This is a genomic window from Halomonas sp. BLK-85 (assembly GCF_044792155.1).
GTDB lineage: Bacteria > Pseudomonadota > Gammaproteobacteria > Pseudomonadales > Halomonadaceae > Vreelandella.
On record NZ_CP087731.1, the window covers coordinates 1,879,458 to 1,903,758 of the forward strand.

Consider the following 24,301-nt stretch of genomic DNA (forward strand, 5'->3'; position numbering starts at 1 on the left):
CCACTGTTTTGCTCACCTGCCAGCGTTCAAGGCTAGCTGCGATAATCGGCGTTAATCGATACATAGTCATGCGAGAGGTCTGTCGTCCAGACAGTGGCACTCTCTTCTCCGCGATCAAGATCAATCCTTATCGTGATTTCCTCGCGGGCCATCACCGCGCTCCCTGCCGCTTCGGAGTAGCTTGGCGCACGGCCACCCTGCTCCACCAACCTCACTTCATCCAGTGCTATGACGACACGGTTCACGTCAAACGCTTCTACTGGCGCACGGCCAACTGCGGCCAAAATCCGCCCCCAGTTGGCATCAGAGGCGTATAAGGCGGTTTTGACCAGAGGGGAATGAGCCACCGTGAAGGCGACATCCAGTGCCTCCTGACGTGAGCGGGCATTCTCCACTTGCAGCGTGACAAACTTGGTTGCCCCTTCACCATCGCGCACTATCGCCTGAGCAAGCTCGGTCATGACTCTCTGCAGACCATTGCGGAAAATAGCAATCTCGTCCTCGGTTGCCACCACGGCTCCCTGACCGGTCGCCGCCAGCATGCAGGCGTCATTGGTCGAGGTATCGCTATCGATAGTAATGCAGTTAAACGACCGCTCGGTCGTCTCACGCAACAACTGGTCCAGAAGTGGCTGCTCAATACTGGCATCGGTGACCACAAACCCCAACATGGTGGCCATATTGGGCCGAATCATGCCGGAACCTTTGGCAATCCCGTTGATGGTCACTTGCTGAGCGCCGATGTTCACCACGATACTGGCTCCCTTGGGACGCGTATCCGTGGTCAGAATACCTTCACCGGCCTGTTCCCAGGCATCCGCATGCCCATGGCGGGCCGCAAAGGCAGCAGGAATGCCGTCAAGCAGCTTCCCCATCGGCAAGGGCTCACCGATCACCCCGGTTGAAAAAGGCAGGACACTTTCCACCGGCACTCCGGCGGCGTCTGCCAGGGCAACGCACGACTGCCTGGCATCTACCATCCCCTGCTCGCCTGTTCCCGCATTGGCGTTACCGGTATTGATCAGCCAGTAACGTGGCGCCTGATGATTTTCCAGACACTTGCCAAGGTGAGCCTTGGCCACATGCACCGGTGCGGCACAGAAGGCGTTAAGTGTAAACACGCCCGCCATCGTCACGGTTTCAGGCAGTTCTATCACCACCAGATCCCGGCGGCCGGCTGTTTTAATGCCTGCCATGGCACTACCCAGGCACACCCCTTTAATCCGGGGCATGGCCGGAAAAGGCACAACTCCTACTGCCATGCTGATTACCCTCTACCTATGATGGACTCAACGCTGACTAATCAAGCTTGCCACAGCACTGCTTATATTTTTTTCCGGACCCGCAGGGGCAGGGATCATTGCGTCCGACCTTGGGCCCTTCACGGCGTACCGGACGACCATCTGCGCCCGGCGGCACAGGCGCTTCATTTCCTTCGGCCTCTGGCGCCTGGGCCTCCGTGGGCTCATCGTGACGGCTGGCGGCTGAGGCCTGTTCACGGGCCAGCGCCTCACGCCGCTGTTGTTCCAGCGCATCGACTTCTTCTGGCTGGCGTACCTGAACGTGGCTAAGGATACGCGTGACATCCGCCTTGATGTTGGTCAGCAGACCTTGAAACAGCTCAAAAGACTCACGCTTATATTCCTGCTTGGGATTTTTTTGCGCATAGCCGCGCAGATGAATCCCTCGACGCAGATGATCCATGGACTGCAGGTGTTCTTTCCAGCGGGTATCCAGCACCTGCAGCATAACCTGCTTTTCAAAGCGCCGGATCAGGCTTTCACCCGCAGCCTCCACCTTGGCGGCGTAGGCTTGTTGATGCATGGCCTGCAGACGCTCGCGAAGCTTTTCTTCACTGAGACGCTGGTCTTCCTTGGCCCACGCCACCACGGGCGCGTCAAGATTGAACTCGGTCTTGAGATGCACCTCAAGACCCGGCAGGTCCCACTGTTCCGCCAGACTCTGAGGCGGCACAAACTGGCTGACCGCCTCGTCCATGACCTCTTCACGGATGCCGACGACCGCCTCGGCGACTTCATCCGCGGCAAGAATCTCATTACGCTGCTCATAGATTACGCGGCGCTGGTCATTGGCCACGTCATCATATTCAAGCAGCTGCTTACGAATATCAAAGTTGCGCCCCTCGACCTTTTTCTGTGCACGTTCAACAGCATTGGAAACCATCTTGTGTTCGATGGCCTCGCCGTGCTCAAGACCCAGTGCCTGCATCAGGCGCTTGACCCGATCAGAACCGAACAGGCGCATCAGGCTATCTTCCAGCGACAGGAAAAAGCGCGTTGAACCAGGGTCTCCCTGACGCCCAGCGCGGCCGCGTAACTGGTTATCGATACGCCTGGATTCGTGACGTTCAGAACCGACAACGTGAAGGCCACCGGCATCCAGGACAGCATCGTGGCGCTTCTGCCATTCATCCTTGAGTGCCTCTATCTCAGCCTCAGATGGGTTTTCAAGTCTGGCGGCTTCCGCTTCCCAGTTACCGCCCAGCATGATGTCGGTCCCCCGCCCGGCCATATTGGTAGCAATGGTAATCGCTCCGGGGCGACCTGCCTGGGAAATGATTTCAGCTTCGCTCTGATGCTGTTTGGCGTTAAGTACGTTGAAGTCGAGCTTCGCCTCACGCATCAGACCTGCCAGGTATTCCGATGTTTCAATCGAGGCAGTGCCCACCAGCACAGGGCGGCCGGCTTCTGTTTCTGCCTTGACATCCTTGATGATGGCTTCAAATTTTTCTTCAGCACTCAAGAACACCAGGTCATTAAGGTCTTTACGGACCAGTGGACGGTTGGTCGGGATCACGATAACGTCCAGACCATAAATCTGACGAAATTCAAAGGCCTCGGTATCGGCCGTGCCCGTCATACCGGCCAGTTTTTCATACAGACGGAAATAGTTCTGGAAGGTAGTCGATGCCAGCGTCTGGCTTTCACGCTGGACAGTAACGCCTTCCTTGGCCTCCACGGCCTGGTGCAAGCCTTCAGACCAACGACGCCCGGGCATGGAGCGGCCTGTATGCTCGTCAACGATCACTACTTGCCCTTCATTGACAATGTAATCCACATCGCGGTGATACAGGTGCCTAGCCCGCAGGGCAGAATGCATATGCTGCAGCAGGTTAAGATTCTGGGCCGCATAAAGGGACTCGCCTTCACCCAGCAGGCCTTCCGAGCGCATCAGGTCCTCTACCTTGTTATGGCCCTGCTCGGTCAATTCAACCTGCTTCTGTTTTTCATCCAGCAGGAAATCGCCTGTAACCGTGGCTTCTTCATCCTCCATTTCCTCACCGGCTTCCAACTGCTGGGCAAGGCGGTTGACAACGCCGTACAGGTCCGTGTTTTCGTCCACAGCACCGGATATGATCAGCGGCGTCCGTGCCTCGTCAATCAGGATGGAGTCAACTTCATCGACAATCGCGTAATGCAGTCCGCGTTGAACCTTGTCATCCAGCGAGAAGGCCATATTGTCGCGCAGGTAATCAAAGCCAAATTCGTTGTTGGTGCCATAGGTAATGTCGCACTGATAGGCGTGACGCTTTTCCGTGCTGGTCTGCCCTGCAAAGATCACCCCGACGGAAAGCCCCAGAAACTCGTATAAGGGCCGCATCCATTCGGCATCCCGGCGAGCCAGGTAATCGTTGACAGTGACGACGTGCACCCCCTTGGCAGGCAAGGCGTTGAGATACACCGCCAGGGTTGCGACGAGGGTCTTACCTTCGCCTGTCTTCATTTCCGCAATGCGCCCACGGTGCAGCGTCATACCGCCCACCATCTGCACATCAAAATGGCGCATTCCCATCACGCGCTTGCTGGCTTCGCGAACCACGGCAAATGCCGTTGGCAGCAAGCTGTCCAGTGGCTCGCCGTCGTTCAGGCGCTGACGCAGCTGGGGCGTTTTTTCCTGCAGTTCATCATCATTCAACCCTTCAAGCTCTGCCTCGAAAGCATTGATATGATGAACACTTTTGTGCATTCGTTTAACTTCACGGTCGTTTTTCGAACCGACCACCTTGCGCAATAAATTATTAATCATGAACTGTCCAATTGACGTAGCTTAGCTCAAGGAGCCTAATAGAAATGATGTTACCAGGATCATATTGTCTGACGTCGATTGGACGGTGGACCACGACGCGTGAAAACATCTTGAGCGGCTACCAACCATACAATAATGACACCGGATCGTTTTCCAGACGTCACTTGAACATCCGCGTCGGGTGGCGCACTACCCAGCCAGCGCTGATAAACCCGCCGCACCCAGGCAATATGGCGGGAGTGGGCTCTCAACACCGCGGGCACAAATAACACCACACAAGCGCTGCGCTCGCCGCTGCGCATGACATCAACCGGGGAAAAGGTAACCGGCAGCAGACAGCCCACCAAGAGGCCTGCCAACCACCATCGCGCAACCCCATGGCGACGTGAACGGCGCTCTGACAAAGGTCGCGATAAAGATGGCAAAGACATGCTGTGGCTAAACTCCTGAGCGTGTTAGGCTTTATTTTTAAACGGCAAACATCATGTTTCCTCCCCAAACGCCCATTTGAGGATCAGCCGAAGAGCCAAGCGCATGAGTATAAAGGTTAAGCGTTCGAGAGCACAGCCCATCGGGAAACTCCTCGAACAACGCAGCGGTGCCAGCCTCCTGATTCGCCAATCGCGTCTGATTGACCAGGCGCAGCGCCATGTCAGAGCTCATCTGCCGCAAGAAATGCGCGCACATGTTTATGTGGGCGGATTTCGTCAGGGAAAATTGACCATCATCAGTAGCCAGGCCAGCTGGATAACCTGGTTACGCTTTGAGCAGTCAAATCTGTTGAGGCTCCTGCACCAGCTACCAGGGTTCGAGGGCGTTAGCGCATTGGTATTCAAGGTACGGCCGGTTCATCCCGTCAAGGTACCTGAGCGTAACACCCGCGAGCTCTCTAAAGATGCTGGCGAAACCCTGGCGGCCTGTGCACAAGAAACCGGTGACCCGGCACTCAAAGACGCTCTGAGCAGATTGGCATCGCATGCCAGAAAACGTTAAAAGCACCGCCAAGGCGGTGCTTTAGACATAACGATTCAAAGCCCTGGGAACCTCACCTTCTAGGTTAAGCCATTGCCGGCGCTGAATACGAAATCGGCGCCACTGATGATGCTTCTTCAAAGGTGATGATTTCATAGGCATCAGGCTGTGCCAGCAATTCACGGCACAGCTGATTATTCAACGCATGGCCTGATTTTACGCCACGAAACTCACCGATCAGACTGTAACCTAACTGGTAAAGGTCGCCAATGGCATCCAGCACCTTGTGCTTGACAAACTCGTCGTCGTAGCGCAAACCGCCCTCGTTGACGATGCGATAGTCATCAACAACGATAGCATTTTCCAGGCTGCCTCCCAGCGCAAGGTTGTTCGAACGCAAGAATTCAATATCGCGCATGAAGCCAAATGTCCGCGCCCGGGAGACCTCTTTGACAAAAGAAGTGGTGGAAAAGTCAATCCGTGTGGTCTGGTTCTGACGATCAAAAGCAGGATGATCAAAATCGATGGAAAACGATACCTTAAAGCCTTGATGAGGCAGAAAATGGGCTTCCTTATCGTCTTCAACCACGGACACCGGGCGTTTGATACGCATGAATTTCTTGGCTGCCGGCTGCTCCATGATACCTGCAGACTGAATGAGAAATACGAATGGGCTCGCACTGCCATCCATGATCGGCACTTCAGGTGCGTTGACATCAATGTAAGCGTTATCAATACCCAACCCAGCCAGAGCCGACATCAAGTGCTCTACCGTTGCCACTTTCACGCCTTCCAAGGAAAGCGCCGTACACAGCATGGTGTCTTCTACCAGATTGGCACGCGCGGGAATTTCTACAGCAGGTTCAATATCCGTTCTGACAAAAATAATTCCCGTATCAACGGGAGCAGGACGCAACGCCATGTTGACCTTTTTACCGGAGTGCAGACCCACTCCAGTGGCACGAATAACGTTCTGCAGGGTGCGTTGTTTGATCATGGTCAGTGGTCATACTCTAATTATTTATGAAAGACAGATGATTGATGGAGAACTGCTGCGACATGAAGGCTGGTCATGGAAATCTGACATGGAAGAAAGACAAGGCAACAGTAATCGAACAGCGTTCATTTTAGCAGCAAACGTACGTTTTAACTAATTGAAAACGACGCTTGCTGCCTAGATGACACTCATGTTGAGGCTTAATCGGCCTGGCGGCGCAGAAAAGCGGGAATATCCAGATAATCATCAGCTTCGGGAGCACGACGTTTTTCAGTACGAGGCTGCTGCTCTGATTCCTCGGAACGCGCCGCTTGTTGCTGGCGCATAACGGTAGGTTGCTGAAGTTTACGATAGTCTGCGGCATCGGCGGCCGTGCGACGCAGTGCTTCCCGCGCGGGGGGTGCCTTGGCTTTATTATTGTCAAGACCAGCTGCAACGACCGTCACCCGAAGCTCGTCGGTCATTTCCATATCAATCGACGTACCAACAACAATCGTAGCTTCCTGGGAAGCAAACTCCTGAACAGTAGCCCCCACATCGTTGAACTCACCAATGGAAAGATCAGGGCCTGCGGTAATGTTAACCAGGATACCGCGGGCACCATGAAGGTCGATATCTTCCAGCAGTGGGCTACGGATAGCTTTCTCCGCGGCCTCTCTGGCACGGCTTTCACCTGTTGCACCGCCGGTACCCATCATCGCCATGCCCATTTCAGACATAACGGTACGTACGTCTGCAAAATCGACGTTAATAATACCCGGACTGGTAATCAGTTCAGCAATGCCTTGTACTGCCCCTAAGAGCACGTCATTGGCAGCACTGAAGGCAGTCAGCAAGGTGGCATTCTTGCCCAGCACCGAGAGAAGCTTTTCATTGGGAATAGTGATAAGGGAATCAACGTGCTCGGAGAGCTCTTTCATGCCCTCTTCTGCTGCACGCATCCGTTTGGGGCCTTCAAACGGGAATGGCCGGGTAACAACTGCAACAGTCAGTATACCGAGCTCCTTGGCCACCTGGGCGACGACAGGGGCTCCACCGGTTCCAGTTCCACCGCCCATGCCGGCAGTGATAAAGACCATATCGGCCCCATCGAGCAGTTCAGCAATACGCTCGCGGTCTTCCATGGCAGCTTGGCGGCCAACATCAGGATTAGCGCCGGCCCCCAACCCCTTGGTGATTTCACTACCCAACTGGAGGACTGTCTTGGCGGAGACGCGTTTAAGTGCTTGGGCATCCGTATTGGCACAAATGAATTCCACGCCTTCAATACTGCTTTCCACCATGTGATTAACAGCATTACCGCCGCCACCGCCAACACCAACAACTTTTATGACCGCACTGCTCGAGGGTGCGCTATCTACCAATTCGAACATAAGCCCCGTCTCCTGAATCGTATATACGATCCTGTCAGAAATTTCCTTTAAACCAGCCCTTGATTTTTGCCAGCGGTGATACATCGATTGTCAATTCGTGCCGAGAGCTACTCTGGCGCCGAGCTGTCGATCTATCACTGCTTGCGCTCCCATAGCGTTGGCCATGACGCGCTTCCTGCAAAGCATAGTGCAATAACCCCACCCCTGTGGCATAAATCGGGTTGCGCACTACGTCAGATAAACCCTTAACATTTTGCGGAGAAGCAATCCTTACCGGCATATGAAAAATTTCTTCGGCAAGTTCGCTCACTCCTTCCATCCGTGATGTGCCGCCTGTCAGGACAATGCCTGCGGCCACCATGTCTTCATAACCACTGCGACGCAGTTCGTCTCGCACCAGTGTAAACAACTCTTCGTAGCGTGGCTCGACGACCTCAGCCAATGATTGTCGCGACAGATCACGGGATTGGCGGTCACCAACGCTTGGCACCTTGATCATTTCATCACAAGAGGCCAAATGCGTGAGTGCGCACGCATATTTGACCTTGATTTCTTCTGCATGCTGGGTCGGTGTCCGCAATGCCATGGCAATATCATTGGTTACCTGATCTCCGGCAATGGGAATCACTGCGGTATGACGGATGGCGCCTTCAGTAAAAATGGCCATATCCGTGGTACCTCCACCAATATCCACCATACACACACCCAATTCACGTTCGTCTTCTGTCAACACTGCCATGCTTGAGGCAAGCTGTTCAAGGATGATGGCATCAACTTCCAGACCACAGCGTCGAACGCATTTTTCGATGTTCTGAACCGCATTGAGGGCAGCTGTCACAAGATGAACCTGTGCCTCAAGCCTGACACCAGACATGCCCAGCGGTTCGCGGACACCACCCTGATTGTCTATGGCAAATTCCTGTGGCAGTACATGCAAGACTCGCTGACCTTCAGATATGGCTCGAGCGCGGGCTGAATCAATCACTCGATCAATGTCGGAAGAGGTAACCTCGCGCTCCTTGATGGCCACCACACCATCAGAATTCATTGAGCTTATATGGCTACCCGCCACCCCCACATAGACTGAATGTATTTCACAACCCGCCATTAATTCAGCTTCTTCAACGGCTCGTTGAATCGATTGAACCGTAGATTCTATATTAATAACCACACCGCGTTTCATGCCGCGCGATGGATGAGCCCCGATACCCACAATCTCGATACTGCCGTCATCGGTAGGCTGGCCGACAATAGCCACTACCTTGGACGTACCTATGTCCAACCCGACCACCATATCTGAAGCGTTAGGTGTATCTGCCATGAGTCGGGAAATCTCCTTGGAAGTGGCTGAATGAAAAAATGAACCGATCAATAATTGTTCGAGCAATAGTCAAATGCTCACGTATAACTGCAGTGCTGTTAGTTGTTTGCTAATCGCGTCGAGCCAATACAAAGAGGCTGCTCTGAAAACATCGCTTAACAATAACATCATTTTCTGTCTACCCATATTATAAGATCAATGAGTAAATACAAGAAAACTAAACTAAAGAAATTATTTTTTTGTATGTCGCAACCCTAATGCACAATCCGTTTCTGGAAAAAGCATTTACAGCCTGCGTCGCTTAAATCACCTTCCGCCTTCGATCATCAAGCTAATTTCGACAACTATTCGTAATTTTCATCACCATGCCAGGAGACCGCAACGCCATTAGGGTAACGCAGATCAATATAACGGATGCTTCCCTTGAAACGTTTCAGTTCGCGCTCCCAGGAGGAAACCAGGCGGGCAAGGCGAATATCATGCTGCTGACGCCCCAACATCACCCACATGTCATCATCAAACTGCAGACGCCAGGCACCACGCGGCTCCAACCTTAACTGATCCAGTGAAAGCTCCAGGGAAGAAAATGCCGGCTGAAGGCTCTGATAATAACTCAATACTTCCTGGCTACTGCCGTCTGGCCCTCCCAGATCAGGCAGCCCATCTGGCGCCGCCATGGGGGCAAAAACAAAGGGCACCCCCTGTTCATTCAGCAAATAGCGGTCATTCCAGCGAGCCACGGGAAGCTGTTCGACCAGTTCAAACACCAGAGTATCAGGCCACTCTCTGGAGAGTCGCACCTCATGCAGCCAACCAATATCCAGAGCGTCATCACGCAGCTTACCCAGGTCAGCAGACAGCCAGGTCGTATTACTTACCAAAGGAGCCAGTTGGGTTCGCAGATAGTCAGCATTGACATAATCCCAATCTCCTCGAATAGAGACACGCTCAATCGGACGATCAAGCCACAACCACAGCGCGCGTCCACCCGCGACGAGTAGAAGGGTCAATAATGCCACCCCGAGCCAGCTACTACGCTGCTTCATGGTCACTCTGCCAACCTGCCGTGGCAAGAATTTCCATTACCAGCTGATCAAAGCCGATACCTGCATGAGCGGCCGCCTGAGGCACCAGGCTATGATCCGTCATACCAGGCACGGTATTGACTTCCAGCAACCAAAACTGGCCAGTTGAATCGCGCATTACATCGACGCGCCCCCATCCAAAGCCACCAATAGCGGCAAACGCCTGTTGGCAAAGCTCCGCAAGGGCTTGCTCATCGTCGCCCGAAAGGCCACAAGGCAGATGGTATTGAGTCGTATTGGAGAGATACTTGGCCTCGTAATCATAAAAGCCACCGGGCACCTCGACCCTGATGGCTGGCAGTACCTGCTCGCCTAACAGTGCAACCGTGTATTCATCACCGACAACAAAACGCTCAGCCATGACCTGGGCATCAAAACGTGCTGCTTCATGGTAGGCAGACACCAGCTCATCCTGGGAATTCACAATAGTAATACCCAGCGTGGACCCTTCATGGACGGGCTTGACGATCAACGGCAGCCCAAGCTGATTGACGACATCCTGCCACTCACTTGAGCCACTGAGAATGACACTTCCCGGAGTGGGCAACCCCAGCGCCTGCCAAACCTGCTTGGTGCGCTGTTTGTCCATCCCCAGGGCAGACGCCATCACGCCGCTTCCGGTGTAGCGTATATCCAGCAGTTCAAGCGCGCCCTGCAGGCAGCCATCTTCTCCTCCTCGACCGTGCAGAGCGATAAACACCTGCTCGGGCGCCAGCTGTTCAAGACCTGTCAGCCCGGCTTCATGGGGGTCATAGCCAACAGCGTCAACTCCCTGACGGCGAAGCGCCGCAAGAACGGCCTGCCCGCTTTTTAGCGAGACATCCCTTTCTGCTGATGTGCCGCCATAGACAACAACAACACGGCTCTCCTGTACATCTGTCTCTGATGCACTGATTGTTTGCATCGCTGGATGACTACTCAAAATGACACCTCATCAAGCATTAGCTGCGCCTGAGCAAGCGACTGGGCGATACCGCCTATATCTCCCGCTCCCTGTGTTATCAGAATATCTCCCGGGCGTAATACATTTTGCAGGATACCCGGCAGCTCCTGCTTGCCTTCTACAAACAATGGATCAATTTCACCGCGCTGACGAATTGAACCGGCCAGTGAACGGCCTTCGGCACCGGGGAGAACATTTTCTCCAGCACTGTAGACATCCAATAGCACCAGAGTATCGACCTTGGACAGAACGCGCACAAAGTCATCGTAAAGGTCCCGGGTGCGCGAATAGCGATGGGGCTGATAGAGCATAACCAGACGTCTCTCGGGCCAACCGGCCCTGACGGCCTGTATGACCATATCAACTTCACGAGGATGGTGACCATAATCATCCACCAGCATGACATCGCCGTCTTGTCCGGATAACGAATAGTGACCATGCACCTGAAAGCGGCGTCCTACCCCGGCAAAACTTTCCAACCCACGCAAAATGGCTGCATCGCTCACGCCAGCATCGCTGGCCACCACTATGGCTGCCATGGCGTTCTGGGCATTGTGCCTTCCCGGCATGGCCAGGCGCACTTTCAGAGGGGCGGCATTGCCAGGACGTAGCGCCGTAAAGGTGACATCCCCCTGATACTGGGTAAAGTCAGTGATTCGATAGTCAGCGTCAGCAGCAAACCCATAAGTGACAAACTGGCGTTTAACCTGACCACACAGGTCACGAACATGACCATCATCCAGGCACAGCACGGCCAGGCCATAAAACGGCAGGTTGTGCAGAAACTCGATGAAAGTCGTTTTCAGGCGCTCGAAATCGCCTCCATAGGTCGCCATATGATCAGCATCAATATTGGTAACAATCGATACCAAAGGCTGCAAATGCAAAAAAGAGGCGTCCGATTCATCCGCTTCTGCCACCAGGTAATCACCCTCGCCCAGCCGGGCATTGGTCCCTGAGCTTGTCAACTTACCGCCAATCACAAAGGTCGGGTCAAGCCCGCCTTCAGCCAACAGGGTCGCCGTGATACTCGTGGTAGTGGTTTTGCCGTGAGTACCGGCTACAGCAATGCCATGGCGAAAGCGCATTAACTCTGCGAGCATTTCTGCCCGCCTGACAACAGGCACACGGTGCTCATGGGCCCAGTGGATTTCAGGGTTGGTTGCATCAATAGCAGTCGACACCACGACAACGTCGGCACCCACGACATTCTGTTGTGCATGGCCAATGGCCACCATCACACCGCAGTCACGCAGACGTTCAACCACGGGAGACAGCTTCAGATCGCTACCGCTGACCTGATAACCCTGATTGGCCAGCACTTCCGCTATGCCACACATGCCTGCACCACCGATTCCGACGAAATGGATTCGCCGGATACGTCGCATGCCAGGGCCACTGATACGGCCTGACAGCGACGCTTCTTCTAAATTCACTTCAGTCACGCTTATGCTCCTTGTCAGCAAGCATTAAGCAGCCTTCCAACAGCCGCTGTGTTGCATCCAGATAAGCCGCCCGACGCGCATTGGCCGCTTTGCCTGCCAGCACCTCGGGGGATAACAGCTGTTTCAGTTCGCTTCGCAAACGTTCTTGGGTCAACTCGGACTGTACCACGCAAACCGCTGCTGATTCCCTGACCAGCGCCTGGGCATTGACCGCTTGATGGTCATCTACCGCATGGGGGAAAGGCACAAACAAGGCCGGCTTGGCAGCGGCCGCCAGCTCGGCCACTGTCAGGGCGCCCGAGCGGCAGACCACCAGGTCAGCCCATTGATAAGCCGCTGCCATATCATCTATGAAAGCACTTACCCTGGCATCAACGGCGTACTCGACGTAGTGCGCACGGGTCGCCTCTTCACGGCCTTTTCCGGCCTGGTGCCAGACTTCTGGACGGGCGTCTGCATCGAGCCCAGCCAACGCCGGAGCCAGGCGCTCATTCAGAGCAACAGCCCCCAGGGAGCCACCCACGACCAGCAGTCGCAGTTTGCGACCGCGCATGGCATCTGCTTGACGAGGGTGCTCACCGAGTGTGGCAATCTCATCGCGCACCGGATTGCCGATTACTTCCGCTCGCGTCCCAAATGCCTGAGGGAAGGCCGCGTAGGTTTTTTTGGCCAGATAGCTCAAGACCCGATTAGTAAGCCCCGCCACGGCATTCTGCTCGTGAATAACCAGAGGAGTCCGGGACAGCCAGGCGGCAATGCCCCCCGGGCCGCTGGCAAAACCTCCCAGACCCACCACGACATCCGGGTTGAAGTCGCGGATGATGCGACGTGCCTCACCCACTGCCCGATATATGTTAAGCGGTGCCGTCAACCAGCCCACCAGGCCGTTGCCACGCAGACCGCTGATTTTCAACGGGTGTAATGTTATCCCAGCGGCTGGAACAAGCTGGTTTTCAATGCCCCTCGGGCTTCCCAGCCACTCCACCTCGATGCTCTGCTGGCGCAGTGCCTTGGCAAGCGATAGCGCAGGAATAACATGTCCGCCCGTTCCCCCTGCCATAATCAATATGCGCTGACCTGCCATTATCATCTGTACTCCATCATCGTTGAAGGCATCATCAACGGCGCACTTGCCGAGGCATCTTTCTGGCAATAGGCGCTCGCTTGGGATGCTGACGTGTTTCCACGTCTATGCGCAATAAAAGCCCGATCATCACACCCGTCACCAGGAGACTTGACCCGCCATAACTGATCAAAGGCAGGGTCAAGCCCTTGGTTGGCAGCAGACCAGAGCTGACAGCCATATTGATAAATGCCTGGGCCGCAATGACAAAGGCAATGCCGTAAGCGACATAGGCGCCGAACAGGTGCCCGGCAAGCTCAGCACGGCGGGCAATCAACAACGCACGCAGGATAAAGAGTGTGAACAGAATGATCAGACTGATCGCTCCCAGCATGCCCATTTCTTCTGCCAGTACAGCAAAGATAAAGTCGGTATGTGCTTCAGGCAGATAGTGGAGCTTTTGCACACTGTTACCTAGCCCGGTGCCGGTCACCTGACCGCGACCAAAGGCAATCAACGCCTGGGTCAACTGGTAACCGGTGGCAAACTGGTCAGCCCATGGATCAAGAAAGCTGGTCCAGCGCGCCAATCGATAAGGCTCCATGATGACGAGCAGAGTAAAGGCACCTCCCAACAGAAGGGAGATGCCGATAATGATCAACAGAGAAGCCCCCGCCATGATCAGCATGCCGATCACACAGACGGTATAAACGACCACTCCTCCAAAATCTGGTGCCTTGAGCAACAGGAGCCCTGGAACCGCCAGAATCATTAGCGGACGTATGATGCTCAAATGGTGTTGACGTAACTCTAGAACAAACCGGCTCATGAATGCTGCCATATAAACAATCAGCCCCAGCTTGCCAAACTCGGACACCTGAATGCTGGGTAGCGGCCCCGGCAAGGCAATCCAGCGCTTACTGCCATTCACCTCCTGACCGATGAACAGCACCAGCAGCAGCATCACGATGCTGATCACCATCAGCAAGCCGGCGTTCTGTCGCCAAGCCTCTGTGGGCAAGCTGACCACCAGCACAGTGGCGATTACCGATACCGCGAGATACAAGCCGTGTTGACGCACGTAGTGATAACTATTGTCAAGCAGGCCAATGGAAGCCGAGCTGACCATTACCCAGCCGATGGCTGCAAGAGCGGCGGCCGTCATGACCAGCCAGATATCACAGCTCAAGTGACGCGTACTGACCTTGTTATACAGCTGCTCGAGCATTGCCTTCATGATGGCCCTCCGGCCGTGCATTGCCTGCTTTCAATCCATTGACAAAACACATCACCACGCTGTTGGTAATCAACAAACTGATCAAGGCTTGCGCAGGCCGGGGATAACAGCACACAGTCACCCGGCTGAGCAATCTCGTATGCAGTCTGCATGGCGCTTGTCAAATCCTCCAGGCGACGGGTTTGCAGGTGCCGGCACAAAACTTTTTCGAACTCTTCAGCATCCCTGCCAAACAGCAGCACTTCACGGGCATAAACGGCCAAGGGTTCAGCCAAAGGCGAAAAATCCGCACCCTTCCCCACGCCACCTGCCAGCAGAATCAGCTTGCCGTCCAGTCGAGGACCCAAGCCCTGAACAGCGGCCAGGGTTGCCCCCACATTGGTGGCTTTGGAGTCGTTAATCCAGAGCACGCCGTTGACCACTGCCACTCGCTGGCTACGATGGCGCAGGCCTCTGAAATCACGCAGCACTTGTCGCATGGCATCGCGCTTGAAACCGCAGTGTTCACCAACCGCCAGTGCTGCCAGGGCGTTAAGAAAATTGTGCTCCCCGTCCAGGCCAAGCTCACAGGCCCTGAGCCATGGGCGCTGGCCCTGCATCAACATCACCTCGCCGTCTTGAATACCCAGCCCCCACTGACAATCCTCACGGGGTGACTCTCGGGTAAAGCGGCTGATGCTTGGCGGCATATGCCCTGTTTCAGGCCAGGTCGCTGGGTCATCACCATTGACGACAGCGCTGGATGCGTCGATAAAAATGCGTCGCTTGGCAGCCCCATAAGCATTCATTCCAGCATGGCGATCAAGATGATCTTCGCTCAGATTGAGAAAGACACTGCATAAGGCGCCAAGCGCAGGCGTGGTCTCCAGCTGAAAACTGGAAAGCTCCAGAATGTAAAGCTCTGCCTGCGGGCAATCCGCCAATAAATCCAGGGCTGCTGTCCCCAGATTACCGCCAACAGCCGCCTTTATTCCTGATGCATGCGCCATCTCACCAACCAATGTAGTGACGGTAGACTTGGCATTGGAGCCGGTAATCGCCACGATCGGTGCTTTGGCAGCGCGCCTGAACAGGGCAATCTCGCCCACCAGCCGAGGCTCTCCTGTTCGGGGATTGAAAGTGTTCTGCAGCCCTTCAAGGCCTGGCGTACCTGGGTCGACGCCAGGGCTGAGCACGATTTCCTCGGCATCCTGAAGATCCAGCCCGGTCAGCGGGCCACAGTAAATTTCAACGCCAGGGTAACGCTCTTGCATGGCGGCAAGCCCGGGGGGCTTATCGCGCGTATCTGCCAGCATAAACGACCTGCCCAACCGAGCCAGATGACGGCAGATCGCTTGACCGGACACCCCCAGCCCTATCACCAGCGTTGTTCCTTGGGGAATACGCAACATCTGGGACTCCTAACGGATTTTCAGGGTGGCCAGACCCAGCAGCACCAACACAACAGTAATTATCCAGAAGCGCACGATAACCCGCGGTTCAGGCCAGCCTTTTAGCTCATAATGATGGTGCAGAGGTGCCATACGGAAGATCCGTCGACCAGTCAGTTTGTATGAGCCGACCTGCAGAATGACCGAGATGGTTTCCAGAACGAAAATCCCCCCCATGATAAACAGGATAATTTCCTGGCGGACAATCACGGCCACGACACCTAGGGCGGCTCCTAGCGCAAGCGCCCCCACGTCTCCCATAAAGACCTGAGCAGGATAGGTGTTGAACCACAAAAACCCCAGCCCCGCCCCAGCAATGGTGGCACAGAACACCGCCAGCTCACCGGTGCCAAGAATGAAGGGAATGTGCAGATAGTTGGCAAAAACAGCGTTACCACTCGCGTAGGCAAAAATCGACAATCCCATCGCAACAAGCACCGTCGGCATGATCGCCAGCCCATCCAGACCATCCGTCAGGTTGACGGCGTTGGAGCTACCCACAATGACAAAGTAGGTCAAAACGATGTAAAAAACGCCCAATGGCAGCACAAAATCCTTGAACAGTGGCACCAACAGGCTGGTTTCAACCGGAGAACCAGCCGTCCAGTACAGAATAACCGCAGCCCCTAGCCCTACCACTGATTGCCAGAAATATTTCCAGCGTGCTGGCAGCCCCCGCGGGTTCTTCTCAACCACCTTACGGTAGTCATCCACCCAGCCAACGGCGCCAAAGCCGAGGGTAACACCCAGCACAATCCATACATACAGATTGGTCAGATCCCCCCACAAAAGGGTACTTGCTGCCATGGCAATCAGAATCATTGCCCCTCCCATGGTGGGCGTTCCTGCCTTGGAGAGGTGTGACTGCGGACCGTCATCGCGAACTGCCTGGCCAATCTGACCTTCTACCAGGCGACGGATGACCCAGGGCCCAAGCCACAGGCACAACAAGAGTGCAGTCAACGCGGCGAGAATGACGCGCAGTGTCAAATAGTTAAAGACCTGAAATGCACTTTGAAACTGACTTAGAAAATTCGCCAAATGAAATAACATGAGCGGCGGTTACCTTATTTTTTATTGACGCGCAGGGCAGCGACCAGTCGCTCCATCTCTGCACTACGAGAGCCTTTGATCAACAGATTGGCATCTGCGGGCAGGTGTTCAATCAGGTATGCCTGTAAATCAGCATAGTCGTCGAAGTGTGTGTTACTGCCAAACGCCTGACTGGCAGCCTGCGCTGGATCCCCCAAGGTGATAAGCCTATCCACCCCTAGTGCGGCGGCATAGGCCCCCACTTCTGCATGCAGTGCAACAGAGTCGGCGCCCAATTCCCCCATGGCACCGAGTACGCACCAGCGAGGCCCGGAAAATCTCATCAACGTCTCCAGGGCAGCCTTGACCGCCCCCGGATTAGCATTATAAGAATCATCCAGCAATCGACTTCCTCTCAACCCTGGCACGAGGTTCAGACGGCCCGGCAAGGATTGCAAACTGTTCAATCGATTGACCACTTCTTCTGGCGCCACATCCAGACTCAGCGCGACAGCCGCTGATGCCAGGGCATTAAGCACATTATGGCGGCCTATCAATTCTAGCGAGACCTTCCCCAGGACCTTGTCTTTCCAACGAAGTTCAAAGCCATAATGCCCCTCGGGGTCACAGGCCAATGAAGTCGCGCTGACATCAGCCGCTGGATGAAAGCCGAAACTTATGATGTGGCGAGGCAATGCCCACTGCTGCCAGAATGGAAAGTAGTGATCATCACGATTAAGAACCGCCACGCCGTCAACCGGCAACCCATTAAGGATTTCACCTTTAGCCTGAGCAATCATGCCCATCCCCCCAAACTCACCCAAATGGGCACCGGTGACATTGGTAATGACGGCCACTCTGGGCTGGGCCAGTAAGCTCGTCCAGGCGATTTCACCAATATGATTGGCACCCAGTTCAACCACTGCCGCACGATGCTGCTCACCCAACCCGAACAAGGTCAAGGGGACGCCATAATCGTTGTTAAGGTTGCCGTGCGTCGCGTGTACCGGCCCCAGTGCCTGCAAAAGGGTAGCGGTGATTTCCTTGACGGTTGTCTTGCCACTGTTACCTGTAATGGCCACCAGTGGCCCAGATGACCACTGTTGACGCCAGAAGCGTGCCAGCAAGCCCATTGCTAACCGAGTGTCTGCGCATACCAGTTGCGGACTCTCAAGTCCGTCAACATGTTCAGAGACCAGTGCCGCCACTGCACCCTGCCTGAATGCCTCGCCTATATAAGCGTGACCATCAAAGCGTTTTCCCTTGAGCGCTACAAACAGACAGCCTGCAACAATCTGACGGGAATCAGTGACAACCGAGGTTATTGTTTGTTCTGCAGCATTCGGTGGGCAAGACCCACCCACTGCCTCAGCAATTTTACCCAGTGTCAGTTGCATGCATCATTCCGTCCATTCAGAGCCTTGTTCACCTCATCGCTGTCCCGATAGGGATGACGCAGGCCGTTGATTTCCTGATAGGCTTCGTGGCCTTTGCCCGCAACCAGAATAACGTCCTCAGCAGCCGCATTAGCCGCTGCGTAAGCAATCGCCCGTCGACGATCAGCAATTTCCACTACTTTCCCATCAGCCATACTGACGTCACTGAAGCCTTGCATGATCATTGCGCGAATGACGTCAGGGGCTTCGTTGCGAGGGTTATCATCTGTCACCACAACCGCATCAGCATGTTGATCGGCTTTTTTGGCCATTTCAGCCCGCTTACCAACATCACGCTCTCCCCCGCAGCCAAACACGCACCAGAGCCTGGCCTTTGTACCCAGGTGGGCTTTCAATGCCACTAAAGCATTATGCAGTGCATCAGGCGTATGTGCATAGTCGACAACCATGCTTGGAGAACCCGTTTTTCGATGGAGCTCCATGCGTCCTGGCACAGGCGTGAGCAGTTTAGCCGCAGCCACAAGGTCATCGATTTTTTCACCCAGACCATACAGCGTTGCCATGGCCAGCAACACGTTGTCCAGATTGAAGCGTCCCATCAGAGCCAGATCCAGCACTTTCTCTTCATCGGGGGTAGCAATAACTGCCTGCTGGCCATCAGCATGTGGGTGCCACTCCAATACTCTGAGAGTCACTGCTTCATGCTGGCCGCTGGCCAGAACACGTACCTTGTCAGCGCAGCCGGAAAGCATCAGGCGGGCCAATGGGTCATCACCGTTCACCACGGCAAGAGACAGCTCCGCTCGTCGGAACAGCTTGGCCTTGGCCGCCGCATAGGCCGCCATGCTGCCATGGTAGTCCAGATGTTCACGACTCAGGTTGGTAAATACACCGACGTTGACATTAACAGCGTCAAGCCGATTCTGATCCAACGCATGAGACGAGGCCTCCAGCGCCACGCGTTTGACCCCTTGGGAAGCCAGGCTACCCAGAGTTGCCTGTAGCGCGAGAGGGCCAGGGGTTGTCAAACCATTCTCGGAAAGATCGCCGCAACGCCCGCCTCCAAGGGTTCCGATCAGCCCTGCCGGCGTACCTAAGCGTTCGCTCAGCTCAGCAATATAATGCGTCACCGAACTCTTACCGTTGGTGCCGGTAACCGCAATCACATCGAGTCCTTCAGGTACCCTGAACAGCGTGCGTCCGAACTCACCCAGACGAAGGGAAAGAGACGGCAGGGGCAAGATGCCACCTTCAAAGTCAATTTCACCATCACGCGCGTGACTCAACACCAGCGCAGCTCCTGCCTCGAGAGCAGTGTCGATAAAGTCGCGACCATCCTGCTGACTGCCAGGAACGGCAACAAAAACGTCACCTGGCTGCACCTCGCGCGAATCGGCAATCAGGCGGACGTGATCAGGCAAATCAGACAACACTTCCGCCAGTGGCAAACCGGGCCAGACCTGCTGCAATGCCTGAATAAGATCGCGCGAGGGTATTGTCATGGCATATCCTTAGTTAATTGATTATCATCAGGCGGGACATCCAGAAGACGCAGTGCGTTGCCGGTGATACTGGAAAACACCGGCGCTGCAACAGCGCCGCCGTAGATATCACCTGCTTTAGGATGATCAATCATGATAACCGTCACGACTCTTGGGTCAGAAACCGGCGCAATGCCCGCAAAGACGCTCCGATATGCGGTTTGTGAATAACCCGATGCATCTGATTTGCGTACTGTCCCTGTTTTACCAGCGACACGGTAGCCTTCTACCCTGGCACGCCGTCCTCCGGTATCCGGGCCTACAGAGGTTTCCAGAAGACCGAGCAGCTGTTCTGCCGTATTGGATGCCACGACTTGAGTTCCCTGTGGGATATCATTCAGACGCAACAAGGACGGCGACATACGCTGCCCCTGGTTAGCTATGGCAGTATAGGCGCTCGCCAGCTGCAAAGGCGACACAGACAACCCGTAGCCATAAGAAAGTGCCGCTCGCTCACTACGCGACCAGCGAATCGGGGCAGGCAGGCTGCCAGCAGATTCACCCGGAAAGCCTGTACCAGGCGCCAGTCCAAAACCCAGCTGGCTGTACTTTTCCCATATCGCGGTATCTGGCATCTGCAGTGCCAGTTTCGACATGCCGATATTGGAGGATTTTTCCAGAATACCGGAAAAATCAAGCGTGCCGTAATTACGGATATCGCGAATGGTAAACTGATCAATACGCATCCATCCAGGGGAAGTATCAACCACCTCGTCCGCTGAAAACTCACGGCTTTCCAGTACGGCCATCATCGCCAGCGGCTTCATAACTGAACCTGGCTCGAACACGTCGACCACTGCCTGATTGCGTAACCCTTGAGGATCAAGTCCAGCACGATTATTGGGGTTATAAGAAGGATAATTGGCCATGGCCAGCACTTCGCCATTGCGAACGTCCATCATGATGGCAACACCGCCATCTGCCTCATTGTCCATCACCGCACTACGCAATTCCCTGTAGGCCATGAACTGCAGACGCTGGTCAATCGACAGTACCAATTCCCCGCCAGGCTGAGCTTCCCTGACCACGCCCAACTCCCTGACCAGGCGACCGCGGCGATCCTGAACAACCCGCCGCTGACCGGTATGTCCAGCGAGATAAGGCTGGTAAGCCAACTCCATCCCTTCCTGCCCCTGATCATCGATATTGGTAACCCCTAATATCTGGGCTGCCACCTCACCGGCCGGGTAGTAACGCTTGTACTCAGGCCGGGAATAAACACCCGGCAACCGCAAATCAAGCACGCGCTGTGCATCGTCAGGTGTCATATGACGGCGAAGATACATGAACTCATGTTCACGATAGCGTTCAAGACGCGCCTGGAGCGCTTCCAGGTTGATTCCCAACTCCCCCGCCAGAAGCACCTGCTGAATGCCATCTTCAGGCAGTTCCTGCGGATTCGCCCACAGGGTGACAACAGGCGTGGAAATAGCCAACGGCTCACCGTTGCGATCGGTAATCATTCCACGGTGGGCGGGAATTGTTTCGTGGCGGAGGGTTCGCGCGTCACCCTGATTCTGCAAGAAAGGCCGATCAAACAGCTGTAACAACGTCACACGACCAATCAGAACAACCGCGACCAGCAGTATCGACACAACGACCAGCAAAAATCGCCCACCGCGCAGGGGCAAAGCGTTAGAAGCGCTGCGCCTGGAGTTGCGGTCAGAATGCACTGTCACGGCTGAATCACCTCAACATCATGTACATCGGGAATGCGCATATCCAATCGCTCAGCAGCGATACGTTCAATGCGCACCGGAGAGGACCAGGTACTCTCCTCAAGCAGCAGCTGCCCCCACTCCGTATTGAGCTGGTTTTTTTCCTGATTCAGTCGTTGCCATTCTGCAAACTGCATTCGCGTTTGATGGGTCGTCGCGACAATAGCCAACCCTGTTGTCAGGCAGGCAACAAAGAGCAGGCACGTCAAAACGGGCCACAACCCAAGGCGCAGATGAAAGGGCCACTCTGCGCGCAATGACATGATCCATTGTCTCAGGCCAACTTTCTCCATGTTCAGGCTCGTTTTCTGGCGACTCGCATGACAGCACTGCGGGCACGCGGATTGTCGGCAATTTCAACTGCACTGGGTCGCTGGCTTTTACCGACAGCTTCCAGGCGCCGGTTAAGCTGGTCGTCTCGGACCGGAACGCCGCGGGGCAGATGAGTATCTCCGCGTACGTGATAGCGAATGAAACGTTTCACCCGACGATCTTCCAGGGAATGGAAACTGATGACCACCAGGTGCCCCCCGGGCGCCAATGCTTCGAGTGCTTCGTCAAGCGCGGCGTCCAATTGCTCCAGTTCACCATTGAGAAAAATTCTCAAGCCCTGAAACGCTTTGGTGGCGGGGTGGCGGCCCTTTTCCCAAGCCGGATGCGCCGTTTTCAGAATCTCGGCCAGATCCAACGTATGTGTAATAGGCTGTTTTGACCGTCGATCAACCACTGCACGGGCCAAGCGTTTAGCAAAGCGTTCTTCCCCGTAGGTTTTGAAGACTCGGGCAATTTCCGCTTCACTGGCACGGGCCAGAAATTCAGCGGCACTTTCACCCCGGGTAGGATCCATACGCATGTCCAGCGGGCCATCACGCATGAAACTGAACCCGCGTGAAGGATCATCAAGCTGCGGGGAGGAAACCCCAACATCCAGCAGGACACCCGACAGCCTGCCGTGGACACCCTGCTCTCTCGCCACTTCCCCTAAACGGGCAAAATCACGCTGCACCAACTGAAAACGCTGGTCACTGACCTGCTGGCCGGCTTTTATGGCTTCCGGATCTCGGTCGAGGGCTATAAGGCGTCCATGAGGTTCCAAATGCTCCAGGATCAGTCGCGAGTGCCCCCCACGACCAAAGGTGCCATCAAGATAGACGCCACTCGCATCCTGCACCAGGGCATCAATTGCTCCGTGAAGCAATACACTGGTATGGCGAAAGGAGTCAGCGGCCGTTTCCGCTTCGGGTGATGACATCTGGTTCTCACACTTAAAATAAACGCGGTACCCGTCAGAGATGACAAGCGTTGCATATGCAAACATTGTTTACATATTACTATGTTACTGATGCAAAAATGAGGGGGAGTCGGCCGATAAGCCGGGTTCTGTCTAAGACAGCCATTCCTCTAGGCGCTACGTTACCGCAGCGCTCAAGCAACCTACCCGGACCCAGCGCGGGCCACGCCATTGGGTCCCTATTTGGTCTTGCTCCGAGTGGGGTTTACCTTGCCACGCACTGTTACCAGCCGTGCGGTGCGCTCTTACCGCACCCTTTCACCCTTACCGGCCCCGAAAGGCTTAGGCGGTTTACTCTCTGCTGCACTTTCCGTCGGCTCACGCCGCCCAGGCGTTACCTGGCACTCTGCCCTGTGGAGCCCGGACTTTCCTCCCCCACGCACAAGGCGCAGCGGCGACTGTCTGGCCAACTCCGAACGCAAGCATACCAGCGCCCCCGTCCTGCCTCAATCACCGCTTTTGATTGCTTGCAATTTTGTATACCAGTTTTGCTTACGCCCACCGAGTAACCTTGCCGCTACTGCGGCTCCCTGCTTGACGCCAACCCCCTCAGCCAACAGGGCTTCCAGCAGCATCTCTTCTGAAAAAGCCAGCGCTGTCTGCGGTTCGCTGGCCTCGGCTCCTTCAATCATGATGACGAACTCGCCGCGCGCCTGATTGGGGTCGCTCTGAATGGCTGACAGCAACTCTCCCGGCGAACCTGACAGAAAAGTCTCAAATGTTTTGGTCAACTCCCGTGCAATCACCACCCGACGTTGATCCAGTACCTCGGCCATTGCCGACAATGTGTGCATGATACGGTGGGGTGACTCATAGAACACCTGGGTTTCCTCTCGGAGTTTGATCGTCTCAAGTGCCTGACGACGTGCCGTCGGCTTGGCAGGCAAAAAACCACCGAAGGTAAAGCGATCCGTGGGAACACCTCCCGCACTCAGGGCAGCAATCAGAGCGGATGCACCTGGCACTGGCACGATAGTGCGCCCACGCTCACGTAATTCATGAACAACTGTAAAACCAGGATCACTGATCAATGGCGTTCCAGCATCACTAACCAAGGCGATACTCTGTCCGGCCAGCAGATAGGCATCCAGCTGCTCAAGTCTCTGTTTTTCATTATGATCATGCAACGACAGCATAGTGACATTGATACCCAGATGGGCCAGTAGCCGACCGGTATGACGGGTATCTTCTGCCGCAATCACGGACACACTCCCCAACACCTTGACCGCCCTGGCAGAAAGGTCTTCCAAATTCCCAATTGGTGTTGCAACCACGTACAATGTACCTTGAGATGCTGCGTTCAACTTCACGTGCGTCATCATTACTCCTGACCAGACTTATTGTGAAACATATGACGTCATAAACGGATTTATTGATGGCAGCTTCTGAAAACGCGATGCATACGCCAA

The 24,301-nt window shown here is 54.9% G+C and carries 20 protein-coding genes and 1 other RNA gene; 1 reads left to right on the top strand and 20 read right to left on the bottom strand.

Annotation, left to right across the window (positions count from 1 at the left end):
• Window positions 1-32: 32 nt before the first annotated feature.
• Genes argJ through LL947_RS08465 form a run of 3 tightly spaced genes read right to left on the bottom strand, consistent with a single transcriptional unit; the run spans window position 33 to window position 4,478 of the window.
• Window positions 33-1,262, bottom strand: a complete 1,230-nt coding sequence (argJ, locus tag LL947_RS08455) for a bifunctional glutamate N-acetyltransferase/amino-acid acetyltransferase ArgJ (RefSeq protein ID WP_499832932.1) — start codon at window positions 1,260-1,262, stop codon at window positions 33-35.
• Between the two features lie 37 nt (window positions 1,263-1,299).
• Complete coding sequence (gene secA / locus LL947_RS08460; protein ID WP_499832933.1) at window positions 1,300-4,047, bottom strand: preprotein translocase subunit SecA; 2,748 nt, start codon at window positions 4,045-4,047, stop codon at window positions 1,300-1,302.
• Between the two features lie 59 nt (window positions 4,048-4,106).
• Complete coding sequence (locus tag LL947_RS08465; protein WP_404413436.1) at window positions 4,107-4,478, bottom strand: hypothetical protein; 372 nt, start codon at window positions 4,476-4,478, stop codon at window positions 4,107-4,109.
• A 103-nt stretch (window positions 4,479-4,581) separates the two neighbouring features.
• Here LL947_RS08465 and LL947_RS08470 point away from each other — a divergent pair, with 103 nt between their 5' ends.
• The gene (locus LL947_RS08470) at window positions 4,582-5,040 is read left to right on the top strand and encodes a DUF721 domain-containing protein (protein WP_290820503.1); all 459 of its coding nucleotides are present in this window, start codon (window positions 4,582-4,584) and stop codon (window positions 5,038-5,040) included.
• Between the two features lie 64 nt (window positions 5,041-5,104).
• On the opposite strand, the gene lpxC is transcribed toward LL947_RS08470, so the two are convergent.
• From lpxC to rsmI, 17 genes are all read right to left on the bottom strand, one after another.
• Window positions 5,105-6,016 (bottom strand): UDP-3-O-acyl-N-acetylglucosamine deacetylase, encoded by a 912-nt coding sequence (lpxC, locus tag LL947_RS08475; protein ID WP_404413438.1) that lies wholly within the window; start codon window positions 6,014-6,016, stop codon window positions 5,105-5,107.
• A 200-nt stretch (window positions 6,017-6,216) separates the two neighbouring features.
• The gene (gene ftsZ / locus LL947_RS08480) at window positions 6,217-7,389 is read right to left on the bottom strand and encodes a cell division protein FtsZ (protein WP_290820499.1); all 1,173 of its coding nucleotides are present in this window, start codon (window positions 7,387-7,389) and stop codon (window positions 6,217-6,219) included.
• A gap of 34 nt (window positions 7,390-7,423) precedes the next feature.
• Window positions 7,424-8,710 (bottom strand): cell division protein FtsA, encoded by a 1,287-nt coding sequence (ftsA, locus tag LL947_RS08485; protein WP_404413439.1) that lies wholly within the window; start codon window positions 8,708-8,710, stop codon window positions 7,424-7,426.
• A gap of 344 nt (window positions 8,711-9,054) precedes the next feature.
• Complete coding sequence (locus LL947_RS08490; protein ID WP_290820496.1) at window positions 9,055-9,756, bottom strand: cell division protein FtsQ/DivIB; 702 nt, start codon at window positions 9,754-9,756, stop codon at window positions 9,055-9,057.
• Window positions 9,743-10,699: a D-alanine--D-alanine ligase gene (locus LL947_RS08495; protein ID WP_499834398.1), complete on the bottom strand. Its 957-nt coding sequence runs from the start codon at window positions 10,697-10,699 to the stop codon at window positions 9,743-9,745. Before LL947_RS08495 ends, LL947_RS08490 begins: the two co-directional genes overlap by 14 nt.
• Window positions 10,700-10,713: 14 nt before the next feature.
• Window positions 10,714-12,126 (bottom strand): UDP-N-acetylmuramate--L-alanine ligase, encoded by a 1,413-nt coding sequence (gene murC / locus LL947_RS08500; RefSeq protein ID WP_499834399.1) that lies wholly within the window; start codon window positions 12,124-12,126, stop codon window positions 10,714-10,716.
• Window positions 12,127-12,175: 49 nt separating this feature from the next.
• On the bottom strand, window positions 12,176-13,267 hold the full coding sequence (murG, locus tag LL947_RS08505; RefSeq protein ID WP_499834400.1) for an undecaprenyldiphospho-muramoylpentapeptide beta-N-acetylglucosaminyltransferase: 1,092 nt from the start codon (window positions 13,265-13,267) through the stop codon (window positions 12,176-12,178).
• Between the two features lie 34 nt (window positions 13,268-13,301).
• Window positions 13,302-14,483, bottom strand: a complete 1,182-nt coding sequence (gene ftsW / locus LL947_RS08510; protein WP_290820494.1) for a putative lipid II flippase FtsW — start codon at window positions 14,481-14,483, stop codon at window positions 13,302-13,304.
• Window positions 14,480-15,874 carry a UDP-N-acetylmuramoyl-L-alanine--D-glutamate ligase gene (gene murD, locus LL947_RS08515; protein ID WP_499832934.1) on the bottom strand — a complete coding sequence of 465 codons (1,395 nt, stop codon included), beginning with the start codon at window positions 15,872-15,874 and terminating at the stop codon, window positions 14,480-14,482. The genes ftsW and murD overlap by 4 nt, the downstream gene beginning before the upstream one ends.
• A 9-nt stretch (window positions 15,875-15,883) precedes the next feature.
• Window positions 15,884-16,966 carry a phospho-N-acetylmuramoyl-pentapeptide-transferase gene (gene mraY / locus LL947_RS08520; protein WP_499832935.1) on the bottom strand — a complete coding sequence of 361 codons (1,083 nt, stop codon included), beginning with the start codon at window positions 16,964-16,966 and terminating at the stop codon, window positions 15,884-15,886.
• Window positions 16,967-16,980: 14 nt separating this feature from the next.
• Complete coding sequence (locus LL947_RS08525) at window positions 16,981-18,342, bottom strand: UDP-N-acetylmuramoyl-tripeptide--D-alanyl-D-alanine ligase (RefSeq protein ID WP_499832936.1); 1,362 nt, start codon at window positions 18,340-18,342, stop codon at window positions 16,981-16,983.
• On the bottom strand, window positions 18,333-19,844 hold the full coding sequence (locus LL947_RS08530) for a UDP-N-acetylmuramoyl-L-alanyl-D-glutamate--2,6-diaminopimelate ligase (RefSeq protein ID WP_499832937.1): 1,512 nt from the start codon (window positions 19,842-19,844) through the stop codon (window positions 18,333-18,335). Before LL947_RS08530 ends, LL947_RS08525 begins: the two co-directional genes overlap by 10 nt.
• On the bottom strand, window positions 19,841-21,562 hold the full coding sequence (locus tag LL947_RS08535) for a peptidoglycan D,D-transpeptidase FtsI family protein (RefSeq protein WP_499832938.1): 1,722 nt from the start codon (window positions 21,560-21,562) through the stop codon (window positions 19,841-19,843). The genes LL947_RS08530 and LL947_RS08535 overlap by 4 nt, the downstream gene beginning before the upstream one ends.
• On the bottom strand, window positions 21,559-21,894 hold the full coding sequence (ftsL, locus tag LL947_RS08540) for a cell division protein FtsL (RefSeq protein WP_499832939.1): 336 nt from the start codon (window positions 21,892-21,894) through the stop codon (window positions 21,559-21,561). Before ftsL ends, LL947_RS08535 begins: the two co-directional genes overlap by 4 nt.
• A gap of 2 nt (window positions 21,895-21,896) precedes the next feature.
• Complete coding sequence (gene rsmH / locus LL947_RS08545; protein WP_499832940.1) at window positions 21,897-22,853, bottom strand: 16S rRNA (cytosine(1402)-N(4))-methyltransferase RsmH; 957 nt, start codon at window positions 22,851-22,853, stop codon at window positions 21,897-21,899.
• Between the two features lie 101 nt (window positions 22,854-22,954).
• Window positions 22,955-23,306, bottom strand: an RNA gene (gene rnpB, locus LL947_RS08550) — RNase P RNA component class A.
• 32 nt (window positions 23,307-23,338) lie between these two features.
• Window positions 23,339-24,211, bottom strand: a complete 873-nt coding sequence (gene rsmI / locus LL947_RS08555) for a 16S rRNA (cytidine(1402)-2'-O)-methyltransferase (protein WP_290820479.1) — start codon at window positions 24,209-24,211, stop codon at window positions 23,339-23,341.
• Window positions 24,212-24,301: the final 90 nt, after the last annotated feature.

Bases quoted from the DNA above. Each gene is read 5' to 3' on its own strand.
- argJ (WP_499832932.1), bottom strand. From the start codon at position 1,262: ATGGCAGTAGGAGTTGTGCCTTTTCCGGCCATGCCCCGGATTAAAGGG.
- secA (WP_499832933.1), bottom strand. From the start codon at position 4,047: ATGATTAATAATTTATTGCGCAAGGTGGTCGGTTCGAAAAACGACCGT.
- LL947_RS08465 (WP_404413436.1), bottom strand. From the start codon at position 4,478: ATGTCTTTGCCATCTTTATCGCGACCTTTGTCAGAGCGCCGTTCACGT.
- LL947_RS08470 (WP_290820503.1), top strand. From the start codon at position 4,582: ATGAGTATAAAGGTTAAGCGTTCGAGAGCACAGCCCATCGGGAAACTC.
- lpxC (WP_404413438.1), bottom strand. From the start codon at position 6,016: ATGATCAAACAACGCACCCTGCAGAACGTTATTCGTGCCACTGGAGTG.
- ftsZ (WP_290820499.1), bottom strand. From the start codon at position 7,389: ATGTTCGAATTGGTAGATAGCGCACCCTCGAGCAGTGCGGTCATAAAA.
- ftsA (WP_404413439.1), bottom strand. From the start codon at position 8,710: ATGGCAGATACACCTAACGCTTCAGATATGGTGGTCGGGTTGGACATA.
- LL947_RS08490 (WP_290820496.1), bottom strand. From the start codon at position 9,756: ATGAAGCAGCGTAGTAGCTGGCTCGGGGTGGCATTATTGACCCTTCTA.
- LL947_RS08495 (WP_499834398.1), bottom strand. From the start codon at position 10,699: ATGCAAACAATCAGTGCATCAGAGACAGATGTACAGGAGAGCCGTGTT.
- murC (WP_499834399.1), bottom strand. From the start codon at position 12,126: ATGCGACGTATCCGGCGAATCCATTTCGTCGGAATCGGTGGTGCAGGC.
- murG (WP_499834400.1), bottom strand. From the start codon at position 13,267: ATGGCAGGTCAGCGCATATTGATTATGGCAGGGGGAACGGGCGGACAT.
- ftsW (WP_290820494.1), bottom strand. From the start codon at position 14,483: ATGAAGGCAATGCTCGAGCAGCTGTATAACAAGGTCAGTACGCGTCAC.
- murD (WP_499832934.1), bottom strand. From the start codon at position 15,874: ATGTTGCGTATTCCCCAAGGAACAACGCTGGTGATAGGGCTGGGGGTG.
- mraY (WP_499832935.1), bottom strand. From the start codon at position 16,966: ATGTTATTTCATTTGGCGAATTTTCTAAGTCAGTTTCAAAGTGCATTT.
- LL947_RS08525 (WP_499832936.1), bottom strand. From the start codon at position 18,342: ATGCAACTGACACTGGGTAAAATTGCTGAGGCAGTGGGTGGGTCTTGC.
- LL947_RS08530 (WP_499832937.1), bottom strand. From the start codon at position 19,844: ATGACAATACCCTCGCGCGATCTTATTCAGGCATTGCAGCAGGTCTGG.
- ftsL (WP_499832939.1), bottom strand. From the start codon at position 21,894: ATGGAGAAAGTTGGCCTGAGACAATGGATCATGTCATTGCGCGCAGAG.
- rsmH (WP_499832940.1), bottom strand. From the start codon at position 22,853: ATGTCATCACCCGAAGCGGAAACGGCCGCTGACTCCTTTCGCCATACC.
- rsmI (WP_290820479.1), bottom strand. From the start codon at position 24,211: ATGACGCACGTGAAGTTGAACGCAGCATCTCAAGGTACATTGTACGTG.